This window comes from Gilliamella sp. W8145 (assembly GCF_016101145.1).
GTDB classification, from domain to species: Bacteria; Pseudomonadota; Gammaproteobacteria; order Enterobacterales; family Orbaceae; genus Gilliamella; species Gilliamella apis_A.
This window is the reverse complement of record NZ_JACFRC010000002.1, coordinates 228,547-249,477: the sequence shown is the minus strand read 5'-3', so window position 1 is coordinate 249,477 and position 20,931 is coordinate 228,547. Positions and strand designations below refer to the sequence as shown.

Sequence of the window (20,931 nt, the reverse complement as noted above, 5' to 3'; positions counted from 1 at the left end):
GAGGACAGTTATGAACATTTCTGAACCATTGCGTTTTATCTTATTAATAAAGTTAATGGGTAAAACTTTTTGGATATCAATACTGACAGCAATTATCTCAACCATTATGATGCTGGTACCCATTTGGATACTTTACATAATGGTGAGAGAACTGACTAGTATTACAGTGTCTCTTGAACTTATCTATTTATGTTTGGTAGTAGCATTCATTGCAATATTGCTTCGCTGGGGATTAATTGTGATTAGCCATATTAGTGCTCATCATGGTGCATTAAAGTTAGCTTATCATTTAAAGTTACATTTAGCTCACAAGCTGGGATTAGCTCCTTTATCGTTTTTTAATACTCATACAGCAAGTGATTTACGCAAAGTAATCAATGATGATATTGCCGCATTAGAAAGTTTTCTGGCTCATTTTTTACCAGATGTAGCTTCAGCGCTCACTCTTCCAATCGCCGGGTTATCATTGTTACTTTATATAGACTTGCCCATGGCGTTTGTTGCAATCCTACTATTGCCAATCGCGTTTTGGTTTCAATGGTTATCTACGCGACGTAGTGCCGAACAAGCGCGTCAGTGGGGAGAATTACAGCTTAATATAGCCCAAAAGGTGAGTGAATATATCCGAGGCATTGCAGTAATTAAAAGTTTTGGACTGAGGGCTGATTCTTTTCGTCAACTCAGCCAGACAATTCGTGATGTAGCACCTTGGATGGAAAACTACTGTAAAAAGAATATGTTTGGCTGGAATTGTTTTAATTGTTTACTTTCAAGCAATTTAGTCCTAGTGGCTCCTATTGGAGCTTGGCGCTGTTTTCAAGGCGATTTAACACCAGTTGATTGGTTACTGTGTTTATTGATTGCGCCTGTGATACTTCAGCCGTTTTTACGCCTTGTATTTGCGTTATCAGAGCAAGCTCAGCGACAGGGTTCTTTAGATCGTCTTAACCAGATTGTCAACGCATCACAGATGACAGTATTTCATGAGATTGATAAAGAAAGTTTACCATCGGGAAACCTTGTGCTGTCATTTTCTGGCGTTTCTTACCGTTACGATCAGCAAAAAACAGCTCTTCAAGATGTAACCTTTAGTACATTGCCACATGGATTAACCGCTATTGTTGGACCCAGTGGGGCAGGGAAAACAACGATTGCACGTTTAGCAACACGATTACTTGACTGTGATAATGGTGAAATCACTTTAGGAGGGCTCAATATCCAGCATTGGCCTGTGGAAGAGTTGTTTAAACAGATATCAATGGTATCTCAGGATGTATATCTTTTTAATGGCACAGTTATGGAAAATTTATTACTTGGACGACCGGATGCCAATAATGAGCAGGTAATTGCAGCAACACAGGCAGCCTGTGCTCATGAATTTATTCTTTCTCTGCCACAAGGATATGATACCCAAATTGGTGAAAATGGCACCCGTTTATCAGGAGGCGAACGTCAACGACTTTCCATTGCTAGAGCGTTATTAAGGGATGCTCCTCTTTTAATTCTGGATGAAGCAACTGCTTATGCAGATAGTGAGAATGAGTGGCTTATTCAACAGGCTATTTCTCGCCTTTGCAATGGGCGAAGTGTACTAATGATTGCACACCGCCTAAAAACGATTATCCATGCAGATCAAATAATCGTTGTCGATCAAGCAAAAGTAGTCGGTCAGGGACGTCATGACGAACTGCTTCTGAATTGTCCCTGTTATTGTCAACTTTGGCAAGATATCGAGTTAGATGGAGAGAAAATATATGCTCATTAAATTTATGCGCGCAGGTTATCAGTTGGCTGGTTATCAAGATCGTCGGTTAACAAAAGGATTATTTCTGGCGGCACTTGATGGTTGCTTATTGACAGTAAGTTATTACATTGTTGCACAACTTATATTGTTAGTTTTCAATACAACTATTTCGTTACAGATAATCCTACTAAGCACGATAGGTTTAATGTCCTGCCTACTGGGGCGAATTTATTTAAGTAATTTGGCATTAAGCCACGTTTTTGGTGGGACTTATGCCATGATGGCTGAAGCTAGAATTCGAATTATTAACCATCTACACGCTTTACCGCTAGGTTGGTTTTCAGCAAAACGAACCGGTGATTTAAGTGTTCGTTTAACATCCGATCTTGAGCTAATCGAATGGTTGTGGTCGCATTTTTTAGCTGTCTTTACCAGTACAATAGTCACGATGTTATTAATATTGGCACTTCTATGCTGGATCGATATCTTTTTAGCTTTGCTAGTCATTATAACTATTCCCTTCTCTTTTTGGGTTATGACATTAACGCAGCGTGTCATTAGTCGTTATGATGAAAAAATGTTGGATACTGCCAGTGATGCACAAGCGGAGTTATATGATTATATACAAGGCATTAACGTTATTCGTTGCTTTGGCCAGTTTGGTACCGCCTGGAAGCGTCTTTCTAATGCATTGTTTCAACAATATCAAGCGCAGCTGATGTTGGAAACTAAACCCTCTGCATTAGTTGCATTGTTTGGTTTTGTCAGTGAGTTCAGTTTCCTATTATTGCTAATATCAGGTGGATATTTGTTGTTTAAGGAAAGTTTAGATATTCAGCACTTTATCTTGCTCAATTTTTTTTCACTTATTGTATATCGACAGTTACAAACACTTGGAGATGGATTGATAAAACTTCGATTTAGCTCACGAGCTATGGAACGTATCAAAAAACTACTGAGTGAAACACCGGTTACTTCATATAATGATGCGAACTCTTCTGTAATACCTTGCTCCAATGAAATTACTGTGCAACAGGTTAGTTTTACCTATCCTGAACAATCCAGCCCAGTCTTACAAAATATTAACTGTCACATTCATAGTAATGCGATTACAGCTATTGTTGGCCCAAGTGGTTCAGGGAAAAGCACTCTGTTGCAACTAATTGCTCAAATGTGGATACCACAATCCGGCCAGATTCTTTGGGGCGAACATGATACTAAAAAAATCTCTAGTGAGATATTAGATCGCAATATTGCTATGGTATTTCAAGATGTTGTTTTGTTTTCGGCATCAGTATTTGATAACATTTTAATGGGTAATCAGACTGCAACTGCTGAGGAAGTTATTCAGGCAGCTAAATTAGCTCAGGCTGATGAATTTATTCAGAAGTTACCGGATGGTTATCAAACAATTATTGGTGATAATGGTTACTCATTATCAGGCGGGGAACGTCAACGACTTTCCATTGCTAGGGCATTATTAAAAAAAGCTCCTATCATTTTATTGGATGAAGCGACTGCCAGTGTTGATGCTTCTACTGAACTGGCAATACATCGAGTATTAGAAAACTTATCTCAGCATTGTACTGTTGTGGTTGTTGCTCATCGTTTGAACACAATACAAAAGGCCCAGAAAATACTTGTTATGAATGCTGGGCGTGTGGTGGAACAAGGGGATCATGACTCTTTGCTTCGCAAAAATGGTCTTTACACTCAATTGTGGCAGCGTCAACAGCAATCACTCTCATGGCAGCTTACTACATCAAAGAAGGAATAAAAACGCGATGACCACTTCAACGCAGGCAAAATTAAACAATTTTATATAATGTGATGTTATATCGGGTGGCATAACAGGAGAGTCAAGGATAATTCCCCAAATATACACAGACCATGCTTACTTTTCGATGACCGCAGCAATAGTATATCAGTTTGAATATACTGTGTATCTTACCGTATTGTCGGTTTCACACAATTTTATATTAGGTTATTCGGGTATATTTGTTGGCGAGAGAAGATTGACTCGAATTTAATGCTCACCCTACGGGTCGTTGCTAAAGCTACGCAGTCTCGTGCTACTCAGATCAAATCTCTTATCGGTTCGAATCAAATGCATAGTAGTAATAACAAAAAAGCCTACTCAAATGAGCAGGCTTTTTTATTAAATTGGTCGGCGAGAGAGGATTCGAACCTCCGACCCACTGGTCCCAAACCAGTTGCGCTACCAAGCTGCGCTACTCGCCGTTAGGAAGCGCATAATACTGCGCTAACTATAATGTGTCAATAGTTGATATATAAAATTTATCAACTTTGTTTGGTTTGGTTACCTAATGGTGCAGGTGTTTTACCAATTCGTTGATAAAATTCAGTAACAAACGCTTCATATCGTTTATTTGCTACTGCTTCGCGTATTTCAGCCATTAAACGTTGATAATAACGTAAATTGTGAATAGTATTTAAGCGAGCACCCAATATTTCACCGCATTTATCTAAATGATGAAGATAAGATTTCGTGTAGTTTTTACAGGTATAACAATCACAATGCGGATCTAATGGTGTCGTATCGTCTTTATATTTGGCATTACGAATTTTTATAACCCCATTGGTAACAAATAAATGACCATTACGGGCGTTTCGAGTTGGCATAACGCAGTCGAACATATCGATACCGCGACGCACGCCTTCAACTAAATCTTCTGGTTTTCCTACTCCCATTAAATAACGTGGTTTATCGGCAGGTAATTGTGGGCAGGTTCCTTCAAGTATGCGGTGCATATCTTCTTTTGGTTCACCAACAGCAAGTCCACCAACAGCGTAACCATCAAAACCAATTTCGGTTAGTCCTTTAATTGAAATATCACGTAATTCTTGATGTATACCACCTTGTACAATACCAAATAATGCATTTTTGTTATTTAGTTCATCAAAACGTTGTCGGCTACGTTTTGCCCAACGTAAGGACATCTCCATTGATTTTTTGACATAGTCCCATTCAGCAGGAAAGGGAGCACATTCATCAAAAATCATTACAATATCCGAACCAAGATCATATTGGATTTCCATTGAGATTTCAGGCGATAAAAAAATAGAATCCCCATTAATTGGATTACGAAAATAAACACCTTCTTCTTTTATTTTACGAATATCACCAAGACTAAAAACTTGAAATCCACCTGAATCGGTTAAGATTGGTCCTGACCACTGCATGAAATCATGAAGATCTCCGTGTTTGCGTATAATTTCCTGTCCAGGTCTTAACCATAGATGGAAAGTATTACCTAATAAGATTTGTGCTCCTGTTGCTTTTACTTCTTCCGGTGTCATACCTTTTACTGTGCCATAGGTACCAACCGGCATAAAAGCAGGAGTCTCAACGGCATATTCCACTCCACGACGATCAAACTTCATACGGCCACGACGAGCTAAGCCGTCAGTATTGTCTAACTCAAATTTCATTTTTATATTAACCTCTTGCGACCAAATAAACAGTTTGGCGCCAATTATTGCTATAATACATACTTGTATCATTAAGTAGTGTTGCTTAGTTTATCGTGCTAGGCTTAAATAGACAATATTTGTAAGGATTTTCGAACCATTGAAATCTATTATTTTATTTATCTCATGTGTTGTAATGCTAATGTTGGTTGGATGTCAGAACCAAACTGGAATAACTCCTACTATAGTCTCATCTGAAAGAATTAAAACCTTATCGGAACATGATATATTGGCAATTAGTCAACAAGCTTGTATTGAAAATGACAATAGAGCGATAATTCCTCCTAATTATCATCATCTCAATCGTAGATTATCTAAAATAGCCCAAAGTTTACCGCAAAAAATAAATAATATTGAGTTAAATTATAAAGTTTATATTGATACTGAACCGAATGCTTGGTCAACTGCAAATGGTTGTATTCGAGTTAATAGTGGTTTAATGAAATTACTTGAAGATAATGAGTTACAAGCAGTACTGGCGCATGAACAGGCTCATATAGTCCTAAAACATGGAATAAATTTGTTTCGACAAGCTCCCTATATTGAAATTACAGATAAAGCCCATGAGCTTGTGATTATTGTAAAAGAAGAAACCTCACATCAATATGAGGTTGAAGCGGATAGTTATGCTTTTGACTTATTAGTAGGAGAAAATATAGATCCAATTGGTTTGCTCAATATGTTAACAAAAATGCCAATTCATTCTAAAAGTCAACCAACCTCGCATCCATCAAGAATAAAACGAATATCCAATATTGTTGATAGATTGAATCGTCACTAACTATTTTTAATGTATTGAATACACATGATTTACTCTAGCTAGAAATCATTTGTTATTAGTAATTAACATTGCATCACCATAGCTAAAGAATTGATATTTTTCTTTTACGGCATACTGATAAGCATTCATAGTGTTCTCATAGCCAGCAAATGCTGAAACCAGCATAATTAAAGTTGATTCAGGTAAATGAAAGTTAGTGATCAGAGAATCAATGACTTTAAATTGATAGCCAGGATAAATAAATATTCGGGTATCGGCAAAAAAAGGTGCAATAGTTCCAGTTAGTTGTGCCGCACTTTCTAGTGCTCTGACTGATGTTGTTCCTACGGCAATAACTTTATTTCCGCGAGCTTTACAGTCTAAAACTGCTTTTACGACTGATTCAGGAACTTCTGCATATTCGGCATGCATAACATGAGTTTCAATATTTTCAACTCTTACAGGCTGAAATGTACCAGCACCAACATGTAAGGTAACAAATTCCATCTCAACACCTTTTTGTTTAAGTTTGTCTAATAAAGGTTTATCAAAATGAAGACCAGCTGTTGGGGCTGCGACAGCGCCAGGAACTTTGCTATAAACGGTTTGGTATACTTCACGATCTTGAGCATCATCAGGGCGATCTATATAAGGTGGTAATGGAATATGGCCTATTTCATTTAAAATGCTAAGCACATCGTCAGGAAATTGTAGCTCAAATAATGCATCATGGCGTGCAACCATGGTAACTTGGATATTATCATTTTCACCTAAAATGAGTTCTGCTCCTATTTTAGGTGATTTTGAGGCTTTAATATGTGCAAGTGCTCGATTTCCCTCTAACAATCGTTCAATCAATACCTCAATTTTTCCACCTGATGCTTTTTTTCCATATAACCGTGCAGGAATTACTTTAGTATTATTGAAAATGAGTAAATCACCAGCATTAATACAATCAACAATATCCGTAAATACTTTATCTTCAATTTTACCTGAATGGCCATTAAGAGCTAATAATCGACAAGAACTTCTTGTTTCTGAAGGGTATTTTGCAATCAGTTCTTTGGGAAGAGTAAAATTGAAATCAGACAGTTGCATAATTATGTTCCTCAAAAAAAGAGGCACTAGTCTAAATGGCTAATTATTACGAAGCAAGTAATTATTTGTTGATTATTATTAAAGTTGCGTTAAAATTCCACACATCTAACATGAATGTTAGAAGAAAGAAAAGTCTGTTAATATAAGGAAAATGATATGAAAAAACATCAAAAAACATTGCTTGTTGCACTACCTTTAGTTGCAGCTATGTCTTTAGCCGGCTGTAAAAATATGAGTGCTAGTGATTTAACTAGTCTTGGTATGAAAGGTTTAGAAGCAGCAACACTCAGTGATAATGATGTGAAAGCATTAAGCCAAAAATCTTGTGCTCAAATGGATGCTCAGTCAAAAATTGCTCCAGCTAAAAGTGCATATACTAAACGTTTAAATAAAATTGCTAAAGCTCTTGGTAATAATATCAATGGAACTCCAGTTAACTATAAAGTGTATATCACTAAAGATGTTAACGCTTGGGCAATGGCTAATGGCTGTGTTCGTGTTTACAGTGGTTTAATGGATATGATGACTGATAACGAAATTCAAGGCGTTTTAGGTCACGAATTAGGTCACGTTGCTTTAGGTCATAGCAAAAAAGCAATCCAAGTTGCTTATGCAACAGAAATCGCTCGTGATGCAGCGGCAGCATCAGGTAACAAAACAGTTGCTTCATTATCTAAATCCTCTTTAGGTGCTTTAGCTGAAGCTGTTATCAATGCTCAATTCTCTCAATCACAAGAACAAGATGCTGATAATTTCTCTTTTGATTATTTAGTTAAGAAAAAAATCAATCCAGCAGGTCTTGCAACTGCATTTGATAAATTAGGTGGTGGTGATGCATCAATTTTAAGTAGCCATCCATCTTCAGCAAAACGTGCTGAAAATATTCGTAATAAATTAGCTGAATTAAAAAGATAATTCATTTAAATAATTTATTAGAAAAAGCGCCTTTTTGGCGCTTTTTTATTAGTTACTGTTAATCAATTATTAATTGATAATCATAATTAATGAGTTTAAGTAGAGATTAAGCAAATTAATTTAAATAATTTATTGAAATATTAAAATAGATTATTTTAATGTTTGAATATCCCTCTATTATAATTAGAGGGATATATAGAAATTAAATTATACTTGTTTATAGCTAGATAAAAAGTGTGCAAATCGAGCTATAGCATCTTGTAGTTCACCTGTATGAGGTAAAGCAACAATCCTAACATGATCTGGTTTATGCCAATTAAATCCACTTCCTTGTACTAACAGTACTTTTTCTTGTAACAAAAAGTCTAAAACTAATTTTTGATCGTTATGAATATTAAATTTTTTCTGATCCAGTTTTGGAAATAGATATAAAGCACCTTGTGGTTTAGTACAAGAAACGCCAGGAATATCATTTAATAAACGCCATGCCAACATACATTGATCATAGAGTCGACCGCCAGGCACAATAAATTCGTTAATACTTTGATAACCACCCAATGCGCCTTGAATTGCGTGTTGCAGTGGTACATTGGCACATAAACGCATTGAAGCTAACATATTTAGACCTTCAATATAACCTTTAACATGATGTTTTGGTCCACATAGTGCCATCCAACCTTGTCTAAAACCAGCAACTCGATAAGTTTTTGATAAACCGCTCATGGTAATAACAAATAGATCTGGAGCTAAAGCCGCAATCGAATGATGTACAGCATCATCATATAAAATTTTATCGTAAATTTCGTCAGCAAAAATAATTAAATTATTTTGACGTGCGATTTCGGCTATTTCGAGTAAAACTTCTTTACTATAAACCGCTCCAGTCGGATTATTTGGATTAATAATCACAATCCCTTTGGTTTTAGGGGTAATTTTTTGTTTGATATCTTGTAAATCAGGTGACCAATTAGCTTCTTCATCACAAACATAGTGAACTGCATTGCCACCAGATAAACTAACAGCAGCTGTCCAAAGTGGATAATCAGGCATTGGTACTAATATTTCATCACCACTATTAAGTAATGCTTGCATGGATTGAACGATTAACTCTGAAACACCATTACCAATATAGATATCTTCTACATCTAAATTAGTAATTCCTCTGGATTGATAGTGCTGCATAATCGCTTTACGAGCAGAATAAAGACCTTTTGAGTCACAATACCCTTGCGATGTAGGTAGATTACGAATGACATCAACTAATAATTCATCAGGTGCGTTAAAACCGAAAGGGGCTGGATTTCCAATATTGAGTTTAAGAATAGTTTGACCCTCTTCTTCCAGCCTTTTGGCATGCTCAAGAATTGGCCCACGAATGTCATAACAAACATGGTCCAATTTATTGGATTTTTGAAAATTTATCATAATAATGCCCTTTCATTTTATCTTATTGCTTTTTATTTTGCGTAAAAAAACAATCTACTCCTATTTAGATAATTTTTGAAGGTGTTATTATAAACAACCCAATAAATATTTTTTAAGTGTATAAAATTTGTGCGGAGAGTGTGATGAAAACAATTTTAACGGTAATTGGTAAGGACCAAACAGGAATTATTGCAGGGATAAGCCAGAAGTTATATGAATTAAATATTAATATATTAGATGTTAGCCAAACTATTATGGATGAGTATTTTACCATGATTATGTTATTAGATTTATCTAACATTAACGTCACTTTTGATGAGGTCAAAAATACTTTGGTGCATACTGGTGAGCAGTTAAAAGTTAAAGTGAATATACAACGAGAAGAAATTTTTGATGCAATGCATCGTTTATAAGCTCAATTTCATATTTTTACGAAAGGATAGAACTAATGGAAACAAAACAGATCCTCGAAACAATTAAAATGATAGAGGAAGAAAAACTTGATATCCGCACAATAACCATGGGTATATCTCTTCTTGATTGTATTGATAGTGATGGTGCAAAAGCGCGTCAAAAAATCTACGATAAAATTACGCGATTAGCGAAAGATTTAGTTAAAGTTGGTGATCAAATTACTTCTGAATTTGGTATCCCTATTATTAATAAACGTATTTCAGTTACTCCTATATCATTGATTGCAGGCGCAAGTGACGATAAAGACTATGTTGCCTTTGCTAAAACACTCGATGAAGCAGCCAAAGCGGTTGGTGTTAATTTTATAGGCGGATTTTCTGCATTAGTGCAAAAAGGTTACCATAAAGGCGATGAAATCCTTATTAAATCAATTCCACAAGCATTAGCACAAACCGAACGAGTTTGTTCTTCAGTTAATGTCGGCTCTACTCAAACTGGTATTAATATGGATGCGGTAAAGCAAATGGGACAAATTATTAAAGAAGCGGCCGCATTAACCGCCGACAATAGTAGTATGGCTTGTGCAAAATTAGTGGTATTTGCTAATGCAGTTGAAGATAATCCATTTATGGCTGGTGCTTTTCATGGTGTTGGTGAAGCTGACTGTGTGATTAATGTCGGTGTGAGTGGGCCGGGTGTAGTTAAGCGAGCATTGGAAAAAGTTAAAGGTCAGCCTTTTGATGTTGTTGCTGAAACAATTAAAAAAACTGCCTTTAAAATAACTCGTATGGGTCAACTGGTAGGTAAAGAAGCGTCGGAACGTTTAGGCGTTAAATTTGGGATTGTTGATTTATCTTTGGCTCCAACTCCAGCTATCGGTGACTCAGTAGCACATATTTTAGAAGAAATGGGACTAGAAGTTGTTGGAACACATGGAACTACCGCTGCACTAGCGATGCTTAATGATGCCGTGAAAAAAGGTGGCGTAATGGCTTGTGGCCATGTAGGTGGATTAAGTGGTGCATTTATTCCTGTATCAGAAGATGCGGGTATGATTGATGCAGTAAACAATGGGGCTCTAAATCTTGAAAAATTAGAAGCCATGACCTGTGTTTGCTCTGTAGGGCTTGATATGATTGCTATTCCTGGCGATACGCCAGCTGAAACTATTTCAGCAATTATTGCTGATGAAGCAGCAATTGGAGTAATTAATCATAAAACTACGGCGGTCAGAATTATCCCAGCTGTAGGTTTGAAAGTAGGCGATAATATTGAATTTGGTGGTTTACTTGGCCATGCTCCTGTAATGCCAGTAAATAAATTTAGTTCATGCGATTTTATTAATCGTGGTGGGCGTATTCCTGCTCCAATTCACTCCTTTAAAAATTAATTTATTGTGACTCTGTTGATAATACTTCTTTATGGCAGAGTCGCAAATTATTTCTCATCATAAACCATATCGATGATATAGATTCATTATTTAGTGTGCTTATTCTAAATTAACCATATATGCAATATTATTTGCTAATCAGTATCAATAATTCTAAACAAATTTAATGTTTCACTCTTGAAAAGGTATAATAGGAATAATATTAATGAATAAGTTATCAATAAAAGAGAATAAATATTCTCATTTAAAAAGGTTTGAGGAGTATATAGTGTTTAAACATAAACACTATCAATAAATAATGATGAAAACAGAACTTTATTTTCAACGCTTTAGTGGTATCGCTAGACTTTATGGTGAACAGGTATTACAACGTTTCTCTCAAGCTCATGTCTGTGTCATTGGTATTGGTGGTGTGGGGTCTTGGGTCGCTGAATCGCTTGCTCGAAGTGGCGTTGGACAAATTACTTTGATAGATATGGATGATGTCTGTATTACCAATACTAATCGTCAAATTCACGCTTTAAAACCTAATATAGGTAAAGCAAAAACTTCGGTTATGGCAGATAGAATTTTACAGATCAATCCTGAATGTGTTGTTAATGATATAGATGATTTTATTAATGCCGATAACGTTAATGATTATTTGGGTTCTAAACAACATCCTCGTTATGACTATATTATTGACGCAATTGACAGCGTCAAAGATAAAGCTGCTGTTTTGGCTTATTGTAAGCGACAAAAATTAAAGGTCATTACAATAGGGGGAGCGGGGGGACAAAAAGATCCTACGCAAATTAAAATCGCTGACTTAGCGAAAACAATTCAAGATCCTTTAGCGGCTAAATTGCGCGAGCGATTAAAAAATGATTATAAACTTAATAAAGATAGTAAAGGTAAATTTGCTATTCCATGTGTGTTTTCAACTGAACAATTGACTTATCCGGCATCTAATGGCCAAACTTGCTTAATGAAAAGCCAAGCGCAAGGTGCAAAAAAAATGGATTGTGAATCAGGTTTTGGGGCAATCACTACTGTTACGGCAACATTTGGTTTTGTGGCGGTTAGTTATGTATTAAATAAGTTGAGCATTGTATAATTTTTATCATTTATTTACGTTAAAAATATATTTTTTACCTTATCGTAAATTGTTCATTTTTTGAAATGCTCTGATAATAAAGTAATAAAATTTTAAATTTTAGTCAGCAAAAAACAATAAAATTATTTGCTCTTTTAAATAACATTCATTTTTTGTAAATATCTTATTGTGTAAAGTAAAAAACTGATTTACGATATCCGACAATTTCGTTTTGCTATTATAAATATGCTTTAAATATGTTCAAGGAAGACGCCAAACGATCCAAGTTTATTTTTTAATTTTCAAGGAGAAATCTATGGCAGTAACCAATATGAATGAGTTAAATGAGTTAATGACTCGAGTTAAAAAAGCTCAGGAAACTTATTCTACTTATACTCAAGAGCAAGTTGATAAAATCTTCGTGGCAGCAGCAACAGCCGCAGCTGCAGCTCGAATCCCTCTTGCACAGCAAGCTGTTGCTGAATCAGGAATGGGGATTGTAGAAGATAAAGTTATTAAAAACTTATTTGCTGCAGAGTATATTCTTAATAAATATCGCAATGACAAAACTTGTGGTGTTGTTGCTGAAAATGAGTCTTATGGTACCATTACAATAGCGGAGCCATTAGGGATTATTTGTGGAATCGTGCCGACTACAAACCCGACTTCAACCGCAATTTTTAAATCATTAATCAGTTTAAAAACTCGTAATGCTATTGTCTTTTCCCCACATCCACGTGCTAAAAAATCAACTATTGAAGCTGCCCGTATTGTGTTAGATGCGGCAATTAAAGCTGGTGCTCCAAAAGATATTATTGGTTGGATTGATGAACCATCTATCGAATTATCAAACGCTTTAATGCATCATGATGATGTTGCTGCAATCTTAGCAACTGGTGGACCAGGTATGGTTAAAGCCGCTTATAGTTCTGGTAAACCAGCATTAGGTGTTGGTGCAGGTAATACCCCTGTAATTATCGATGAAACTGCTGATTTAAAACGTGCTGTTGCATCAGTACTTATGTCTAAAACTTTTGATAATGGTATGATCTGTGCTTCTGAGCAAGCTATTGTTGTCGTTGATTCAGTTTATGATGAAGTACGTGATTTATTGACTCAATATGGCGCTTATGTTTTAAATGCTAAAGAAACAAAAGCTGTTCAAGGTATCATCTTAAATGATAAAGGCGCTTTAAATGCTAATATCGTAGGCCAACCAGCAACTAAGATTGCAGAAATGGCTGGTATTAAAGTTCCTGCAGGTTCTAAAGTACTTGTTGGTGAAGTAAGTAAAGTAGATTTATCTGAACCATTTGCTCACGAAAAACTTTCACCAACATTAGCTATGTTTAAAGCTAAAGATTTTAATGAAGCGGTAGATAAAGCTGAAAAACTTGTTGAAATGGGTGGTATGGGACATACTTCAGTACTTTATACTGATCAAGATAGTAATCGTGATCGTGTTGCTTATTTTGGCAGTAAAATGAAAACATGTCGTATTTTAATCAACCAACCAGCTGCTCACGGTGGTATCGGTGATTTGTATAACTTTGATTTAGCTCCATCTTTAACATTAGGATGTGGTTCTTGGGGTGGTAACTCGGTCTCAGAAAATGTCGGTCCGAAACACTTAATCAACAAGAAAACAATCGCTAAGAGAGCAGAAAACATGTTATGGCACAAATTACCAAGTTCTATCTATTTTAAACGTGGCTCGCTTCCAGTTGCTTTAAATGAAGTGATTGAGCAAGGTGCCAAACGAGTATTTTTAGTAACCGATAAATTCTTATTTAATAATGGTTACTCAAAACAAATTACTGATCAACTTGAAGCACAAGGTGTGATTTGTGAAACCTTCTTTGATGTTGAAGCTGACCCAACATTAAGTGTCGTCCGTAAAGGTACTGATTCAATGACAGCATTCCAACCGGATACTGTTATAGCTTTAGGTGGTGGTTCACCAATGGATGCGGCGAAAATTATGTGGGTTCTTTATGAACATCCAGAAACTAAATTTGACGAATTAGCATTGCGTTTCATGGATATTCGTAAACGTACTTGTCATTTCCCTAACATGGGTAAAAAAGCAAAACTAATTTGCGTGACAACCACATCTGGTACTGGGTCTGAAGTGACACCGTTTGCGGTAGTTACTGATGATGCAACTGGCCAAAAATATCCATTAGCTGATTACGCAATTACACCAAACATGGCAATTGTCGATGCTAACTTAGTTATGAATATGCCAAAATCACTTTGTGCTGCTGGTGGTTATGATGCGGTAACTCATGCTTTAGAAGCTTATGTGTCAATTATGGCAAGCGAGTTTTCTGATGGTCAAGCATTACAAGCATTAAGCTTATTAAAAGCTTACTTGCCAACAAGTTACAAAGAAGGAGCAAAAAATCCTATCGCTCGTGAAAAAGTGCATAATGCTGCAACTTTAGCCGGTGTTGCGTTTGCTCAATCATTCTTAGGTGTTTGCCACTCAATTGCCCATAAAATTGGTGCGGCATTTCACATTCCTCATGGTGTAGCGAATGCGATGCTAATTAGTAATGTTGTTCGCTTTAATGCAACGGATAAACCGACTAAACAAGGTACATTTAGCCAATATGGTTATCCTCAAGCTGTAAGACGTTATGCAGAGATTGCAGAACATCTTGGCTTAACTGTAGCAACAGATAAAGACGAGAAGAAAGTTGAGAAATTAATTGGCTGGTTAGATCAATTAAGAAAAGATCTAGATATTCCTTTCTCTATCAAAGAGTTTGGTGTAGATGAGAAAACTTTCTTAGCTCAAGTTGATCAACTTGCAGTTGATGCATTTGATGACCAATGTACTGGTGCTAACCCTCGTTATCCTTTAATTGCAGAATTAAAACAAATTCTACTTGATACTTACTATGGTCGTGCGTATCAAGATAAAGGTGACATTAGTGAAGATGTAGCTGTTAACACTGCAGCTAAAGGTGTAGCTGCAACTACAACTAAGAAAAAAGCACCTAAAAAGAAATAATTTAAAAGATTATTCTTGATTAGCAAAAGCCTGAGATAATTTATATCTCGGGCTTTTTTATTTTTTAATTTTGCGAAACAAATAAATTCTACTTTAAATTTACTATAGTCATATGTATCAAGATAAGAGTGATATTAGCGAAAATGCATCTATTTACATCATAGCTAAAGATGTCTTCAATCATAATTAAGAAAAAAAAGTCTAAAAAGAAATAATTTGAAAGATTATTCTTGATTAGCAAAAGCCTGTGATAGTTTATATCTTAGTTTTTTATTCTTTAATTTTATTATATGAACAAATTTTACTCGAAATTCGCTATGGTATTACCTCAATATTAGGGTGATATTCATAGAAATATTGTTACTCATACCGCTTTTAAAGCGGGTTCAGCTACTAAAACCACGAAAAAGGCGTAAAAAAGGAAATAATTTAACATGTTATTTTTGATTAAAAAAAATCCTGAAATAGTTTACATATCAATCTTTTTTGGTTTTTTTGATTTTTTTTTAATCAAACAATAAAAAAAATGTTTTTTTTGCTTGCAAGCTTAAATGTTCTAGTACATAATGCGCAGCACTTAGGCCGGCTTAGCTCAGTAGGTAGAGCAACTGACTTGTAATCAGTAGGTCGCCAGTTCGATTCCGGCAGCCGGCACCATTTTCCTAAGTAAACAGTTTATAATGATTCGGGGTGGGGTTCCCGAGCGGCCAAAGGGAGCAGACTGTAAATCTGCCGTGTCACACTTCGAAGGTTCGAATCCTTCCCCCACCACCATTATCTAACATTAGCAATTGCTAATTGAAGCATTTAGGTAGCCGAGTTTGAACATGCGGGCATCGTATAATGGCTATTACCTCAGCCTTCCAAGCTGATGATGCGGGTTCGATTCCCGCTGCCCGCTCCAATTGCTGATATAGCTCAGTTGGTAGAGCGCACCCTTGGTAAGGGTGAGGTCGGCAGTTCAAATCTGCCTATCAGCACCATTCTTGTTAATTTCCTAAACCTTCTAAAAAAATTAGATTTAACTGCTTTAGAGCTTGTCACTTGACGGCTTTATCTGGTATCATTCAGAGCTAATTTTAAGTTAGTATTATGTTAAAATTAAATATGATACTTGGTTAATGTGGTGAATCACCACCGATTTGTATTACATTGAGGGACGATAAATGTCTAAAGAAAAATTTGAACGTACAAAACCCCACGTTAACGTTGGTACAATCGGCCACGTTGACCATGGTAAAACAACTTTAACTGCAGCGATCACATCAGTATTATCTAAAAAATACGGTGGTCAAGCTCGTGCATTCGATCAAATCGATAACGCACCAGAAGAAAAAGCACGTGGTATCACCATCAATACTTCACACGTTGAATACGATACACCAACTCGTCACTATGCACATGTAGACTGCCCAGGCCATGCTGACTATGTTAAAAACATGATCACTGGTGCGGCACAAATGGACGGCGCTATCTTAGTAGTAGCAGCAACTGATGGTCCAATGCCACAAACTCGTGAGCACATTCTTTTAGGTCGTCAAGTAGGTGTACCTTACATCATCGTATTCTTAAACAAATGTGATATGGTTGATGATGAAGAATTATTAGAATTAGTTGAAATGGAAGTACGTGAACTTTTATCTCAATACGATTTCCCAGGTGACGATACACCAGTAATTCGTGGTTCAGCGCTTAAAGCGTTAGAAGGCGATGCGGCATGGGAAGATAAAATTGTAGAATTAGCAGAAGCATTAGACAGCTACATTCCAGAACCAGAGCGTGACATTGATAAACCATTCTTATTACCAATCGAAGACGTATTCTCAATCTCAGGCCGTGGTACAGTAGTAACAGGTCGTGTAGAGCGCGGTGTAATCAAAGTTGGTGAAGAAGTTGAAATCGTTGGTATCAAACCGACTACTAAAACAACTTGTACTGGTGTTGAAATGTTCCGTAAATTACTAGACGAAGGTCGTGCTGGTGAGAACGTAGGTGTATTATTACGTGGTACAAAACGTGAAGAAATCGAACGTGGTCAAGTATTAGCAAAACCAGGTTCAATCACTCCACATACAGATTTCGAATCAGAAGTGTATATTCTAAGTAAAGATGAAGGTGGTCGTCATACTCCATTCTTCAAAGGTTACCGTCCACAGTTCTACTTCCGTACAACAGACGTAACAGGTACTATTGAATTACCAGAAGGCGTAGAAATGGTAATGCCAGGTGATAACATCAAAATGACAGTATCATTAATTCACCCAATCGCAATGGCAGACGGCTTACGTTTCGCTATTCGTGAAGGTGGTCGTACTGTTGGTGCTGGTGTTGTTGCTAAGGTTATTAAATAATTTCAGCAATCGCGATCATAGAAAGGGTATCTTTTGATACCCTTTCTTACCTAGTCTGTTTAGCAAAATGTTTTTAGAGAAAGAGCATTTTGGAAAATGGATAATATTATAAATAACATAATCATAGGTTTTATATGCTAGTAAGTAACGAGAGTCAAGATACAAGTACTGTTCTAGACAAATTTAAATGGGTTTTGGTTCTAGTATTAATTGCGTTAATTGTTTGGGGAAATTCTTATTTCTCTTTACCTAATGATATATATCAACCAAATGCGATCGTTCGAATTATTGCAGTTGTTGTGGTTTCGCTTTTAACCTTATTTATTGCATTTACAACCGCTAAAGGGAAATCGTTTATAGCTTTTCTGCAAGAATCACGAAAAGAACTCAGAAAGGTTGTATGGCCTACTCGTAAAGAAGCTGTACAAACAACTTTATTAATCGCTGTTATTACCGTTATTGTTGGTACTGCGCTTTGGGGAATGGATTCTTTGTTCCGTTCAATCATCTTTTATTTAACTTCAATAGGGCGTTAATATGAGTGAAACACAACAAAAACGCTGGTATGTGATCCAAGCTTATTCTGGCTATGAAGCACGTGTTGCACAATCATTACGTGAATATATTAAATTACATAATATGGAAGATTCTTTTGGGGAAGTTTTAGTACCAACCGAAGAAGTTGTTGAAATGAAAGGTGGACAGCGCCGTAAAAGCGAACGTAAATTTTTCCCAGGTTATGTTTTAGTTGAAATGATGATGAACGATGCAACTTGGCATTTAGTTAAAAGTGTACCAAGAACAATGGGATTCATTGGTGGGACATCAGATAGACCAGCGCCAATTAGCCAACGTGAAGTTGATGCAATTATGAATCGTCTACAGCAAGTTGGTGATAAACCGCGTCCTAAAACATTATTTGAACCAGGTGAACTTGTTCGTGTTAACGAAGGTCCATTTGCTGACTTTAATGGTGTAGTTGAAGAAGTAGATTACGAAAAAAGTCGCTTAAAAGTGTCGGTTTCTATTTTTGGTCGTTCTACTCCAGTTGAACTTGATTTTAGCCAAGTAGAAAAAAGCTAAAAACTTAACTGTTTTACTGCACAATATTTATAGAAAAACACAGAGCATAAACTCTGTGTTTTTTGTTTTAAACAAATAAATTTTATTAGAGTTATGATTACTCAGCTTCAAATTCTTCTAACTGTTGTTGTAAATCAAACCAACTTGACTCTGCTTCATCTAATTCTATTTTTAAATTACTTTGATTGAGCAGCAATTGCGTCAGTTCTGTTTTTTTATCTGAACCGTAAAGATCGGGATCTGCTAATTGCTCTTCAATAATTTTTAATTGATCATTTAATCGAGCAATAATTTTCTCTTCTTTTTGTAACTGCTTTTTAAGTGGCTGTAATTGTGCACGAGCCTCAGCATCTTTGCGTTTCTGCTCTTTACGTTCTTGCGCTGAAACTTTAGGTAAACTTTCCTTTTTTATTGGTTTATTTGTTTCTTCCGGTTGGTTTTCTGCTTTCTGTTCTTCCGTAAGCCATTTATGATAATCATCAAGATCACCATTAAAAGGTTCGACTTTATGATCATGAACTAAGTAAAACTCATCAGTAGTAGAACGCAATAAATGCCTATCATGCGAGACCACAACTAACGCCCCCTCAAAATCGATTAATGCTTCAGTCAATGCTTGTCGCATATCTAAATCTAAGTGGTTTGTTGGTTCATCGAGCAACAGTAAATTTGGTTTTTGCCAAACAATTAACGCTAAAACTAATCGAGCCTTTTCACCACCAGAAAATGTTTTTACTGGTTCACTAACTTTATCACCATGAAAATCAAAACCTCCCAAATAATTACGTAATTCTTGTTCGGTATTTTTCGGCTCCGCAAGTTGTTTTAAATGCCATAAAGCTGATTCATCTGCCCGTAAATATTCTAATTGGTGTTGAGCAAAATAGCCAAGTTGTACCCCTTTAGCTAAGCTAACCTGACCTTGCATTGGCAGTAATTCACCTGCTAATAACTTGATGAGTGTTGATTTACCAGCACCATTACGACCTAATAAACCTATGCGAGAACCTGGAACTAAATTAAGTTTAATCTGTTCTAATACAATTTTATCACCATAGCCGGCAACGATATTTTCCATCGTTAATAAAGGACTTGGTAAGAATTCAGATTGTCTAAATTTAAAGTGAAATGGATTATCAACATGTGCTGGTGCAATTAATTCCATTCTTTCTAACATTTTTATTCGGCTTTGAGCTTGTTTAGCTTTAGTTGCTTTAGCCCTAAAACGATCAATATAGCTTTGTAAATGTGCAACTTTAAGTTGCTGGCTTTCATACATTGATTGTTGCTGAGCCAGTTTTGCTGAGCGTTGTGTCTCGAATGATGAATAATTACCGGTATACTCAAATAGTTTCTTTTGTTCAATGTGAATAATTTTATTCACCAATGGATCTAAGAAATCACGGTCATGGGAAATTAAAATAAGTGTACCTTGATAATTACTTAACCATTTTTCTAACCACATCACAGCATCTAAATCAAGATGGTTGGTTGGTTCATCAAGAAGAAGTAAATCGGAACGGCACATTAACGCTTGTGCTAGATTAAGTCGCATACGCCAACCACCAGAGTAGGATTTAACCGGTAAGATTAATTGTTCATTGGAAAAACCTAAACCATGCAATAATGTTGCCGCTCGAGAGCGGATAGTCCAAGCGTCAATGTTATCAAGTTTTTCATGAATAAGCGCAATTTGCTCACCATTATTTTTTTCGTAAGCAATCTCTAAATCTTGTTCCAATTTTCGAAACTCACGATCACCATCAATAACATATTCGATAGCGGCTGTATCTAATGCTGGTGTTTCTTGATTTACCCATGCTAATTGCCATTGGGCAGGAATAAAAACACTACCGGCATCAGTTTGAATTTCACCTTTAATTAATGAAAAAAGTGTGGATTTACCACAGCCATTTTTACCGACTAATCCAACTTTCTGCTTAGGATTTATTGTTGCAGATGCATTATCTAAAAGTAGATTAATGCCTCTACGAATTTGGATAGAATCAAACACTATCATGACGAAGTCACCTATGATTCAATATAAAATGTGTTATGCTAACAAAAAATAGAGCGTATGCAAAATCATAATAGGAAATTTAACATGGTAATGAATTCTTATTGCCTAACTTTGAAAGGTTATTGTTAATAAACTGTCAATTTGA

General features: G+C 36.0%; 15 protein-coding genes and 5 tRNA genes. 15 read left to right on the top strand and 5 right to left on the bottom strand.

The annotated features are described in order from the left end of the window. The first annotated feature begins 10 nt into the window (after positions 1 to 10). The gene (locus H3T80_RS08640; RefSeq protein WP_198201413.1) at positions 11 to 1,765 is read left to right on the top strand and encodes an ABC transporter ATP-binding protein; all 1,755 of its coding nucleotides are present in this window, start codon (positions 11 to 13) and stop codon (positions 1,763 to 1,765) included. Further along, a complete protein-coding gene (locus H3T80_RS08635; protein WP_198201412.1) occupies positions 1,755 to 3,521 on the top strand; it encodes an ABC transporter ATP-binding protein in 1,767 nt (588 codons plus the stop codon). The genes H3T80_RS08640 and H3T80_RS08635 overlap by 11 nt, the downstream gene beginning before the upstream one ends. A gap of 387 nt (positions 3,522 to 3,908) precedes the next feature. Here the strand turns inward: H3T80_RS08635 and H3T80_RS08630 are convergent. Both H3T80_RS08630 and tgt read right to left on the bottom strand, forming a co-directional pair. Continuing rightward, positions 3,909 to 3,985, bottom strand: a tRNA-Pro gene (locus tag H3T80_RS08630). Between the two features lie 60 nt (positions 3,986 to 4,045). Next, the gene (gene tgt / locus H3T80_RS08625; protein WP_198201411.1) at positions 4,046 to 5,197 is read right to left on the bottom strand and encodes a tRNA guanosine(34) transglycosylase Tgt; all 1,152 of its coding nucleotides are present in this window, start codon (positions 5,195 to 5,197) and stop codon (positions 4,046 to 4,048) included. 139 nt (positions 5,198 to 5,336) lie between these two features. On the opposite strand from tgt, the gene H3T80_RS08620 reads away from it, so the two are divergent. Further along, complete coding sequence (locus tag H3T80_RS08620; protein WP_198201410.1) at positions 5,337 to 6,017, top strand: M48 family metalloprotease; 681 nt, start codon at positions 5,337 to 5,339, stop codon at positions 6,015 to 6,017. Positions 6,018 to 6,062: 45 nt separating this feature from the next. Here the strand turns inward: H3T80_RS08620 and queA are convergent, their stop codons facing one another. Next, entirely contained in the window at positions 6,063 to 7,094 is a 1,032-nt protein-coding gene (gene queA / locus H3T80_RS08615; RefSeq protein WP_198201409.1) for a tRNA preQ1(34) S-adenosylmethionine ribosyltransferase-isomerase QueA, read from the bottom strand. Between the two features lie 156 nt (positions 7,095 to 7,250). On the opposite strand from queA, the gene H3T80_RS08610 reads away from it, so the two are divergent. Continuing rightward, entirely contained in the window at positions 7,251 to 8,009 is a 759-nt protein-coding gene (locus H3T80_RS08610) for a M48 family metallopeptidase (RefSeq protein WP_198201408.1), read from the top strand. A gap of 207 nt (positions 8,010 to 8,216) precedes the next feature. On the opposite strand, the gene H3T80_RS08605 is transcribed toward H3T80_RS08610, so the two are convergent. Next, entirely contained in the window at positions 8,217 to 9,434 is a 1,218-nt protein-coding gene (locus tag H3T80_RS08605) for a pyridoxal phosphate-dependent aminotransferase (RefSeq protein WP_198201407.1), read from the bottom strand. Positions 9,435 to 9,577: 143 nt separating this feature from the next. On the opposite strand from H3T80_RS08605, the gene H3T80_RS08600 reads away from it, so the two are divergent. The 11 genes from H3T80_RS08600 to nusG all read left to right on the top strand — a co-directional run bounded on the left by H3T80_RS08600 (position 9,578) and on the right by nusG (position 18,766). Then, a complete protein-coding gene (locus H3T80_RS08600) occupies positions 9,578 to 9,847 on the top strand; it encodes an ACT domain-containing protein (RefSeq protein ID WP_110448709.1) in 270 nt (89 codons plus the stop codon). A gap of 35 nt (positions 9,848 to 9,882) precedes the next feature. Then, positions 9,883 to 11,238 (top strand): PFL family protein, encoded by a 1,356-nt coding sequence (locus H3T80_RS08595; RefSeq protein WP_110453866.1) that lies wholly within the window; start codon positions 9,883 to 9,885, stop codon positions 11,236 to 11,238. A 301-nt stretch (positions 11,239 to 11,539) separates the two neighbouring features. Beyond that, the gene (tcdA, locus tag H3T80_RS08590) at positions 11,540 to 12,334 is read left to right on the top strand and encodes a tRNA cyclic N6-threonylcarbamoyladenosine(37) synthase TcdA (RefSeq protein WP_294913272.1); all 795 of its coding nucleotides are present in this window, start codon (positions 11,540 to 11,542) and stop codon (positions 12,332 to 12,334) included. Between the two features lie 295 nt (positions 12,335 to 12,629). Further along, positions 12,630 to 15,332 (top strand): bifunctional acetaldehyde-CoA/alcohol dehydrogenase, encoded by a 2,703-nt coding sequence (gene adhE, locus H3T80_RS08585; RefSeq protein ID WP_110448712.1) that lies wholly within the window; start codon positions 12,630 to 12,632, stop codon positions 15,330 to 15,332. A 581-nt stretch (positions 15,333 to 15,913) separates the two neighbouring features. Beyond that, positions 15,914 to 15,989: transfer RNA gene (locus H3T80_RS08580), tRNA-Thr, on the top strand. 32 nt (positions 15,990 to 16,021) lie between these two features. Next, positions 16,022 to 16,106 (top strand) — tRNA-Tyr (locus tag H3T80_RS08575). A 55-nt stretch (positions 16,107 to 16,161) separates the two neighbouring features. Beyond that, positions 16,162 to 16,236 (top strand) — tRNA-Gly (locus H3T80_RS08570). A 3-nt stretch (positions 16,237 to 16,239) separates the two neighbouring features. Continuing rightward, a tRNA-Thr gene (locus H3T80_RS08565) sits at positions 16,240 to 16,315 on the top strand. A gap of 183 nt (positions 16,316 to 16,498) precedes the next feature. Further along, on the top strand, positions 16,499 to 17,683 hold the full coding sequence (gene tuf, locus H3T80_RS08560) for an elongation factor Tu (RefSeq protein ID WP_034900851.1): 1,185 nt from the start codon (positions 16,499 to 16,501) through the stop codon (positions 17,681 to 17,683). A gap of 134 nt (positions 17,684 to 17,817) precedes the next feature. Continuing rightward, positions 17,818 to 18,219, top strand: coding sequence for a preprotein translocase subunit SecE (gene secE / locus H3T80_RS08555; protein ID WP_110448531.1), 402 nt, complete (start codon positions 17,818 to 17,820; stop codon positions 18,217 to 18,219). 1 nt (position 18,220) lies between these two features. Next, positions 18,221 to 18,766: a transcription termination/antitermination protein NusG gene (gene nusG, locus H3T80_RS08550; RefSeq protein ID WP_110448530.1), complete on the top strand. Its 546-nt coding sequence runs from the start codon at positions 18,221 to 18,223 to the stop codon at positions 18,764 to 18,766. Positions 18,767 to 18,863: 97 nt separating this feature from the next. Here nusG and H3T80_RS08545 read toward each other — a convergent pair whose 3' ends face one another. Then, positions 18,864 to 20,786 carry an ABC transporter ATP-binding protein gene (locus H3T80_RS08545; RefSeq protein WP_198201405.1) on the bottom strand — a complete coding sequence of 641 codons (1,923 nt, stop codon included), beginning with the start codon at positions 20,784 to 20,786 and terminating at the stop codon, positions 18,864 to 18,866. Between the last annotated feature and the right edge of the window lie 145 nt (positions 20,787 to 20,931).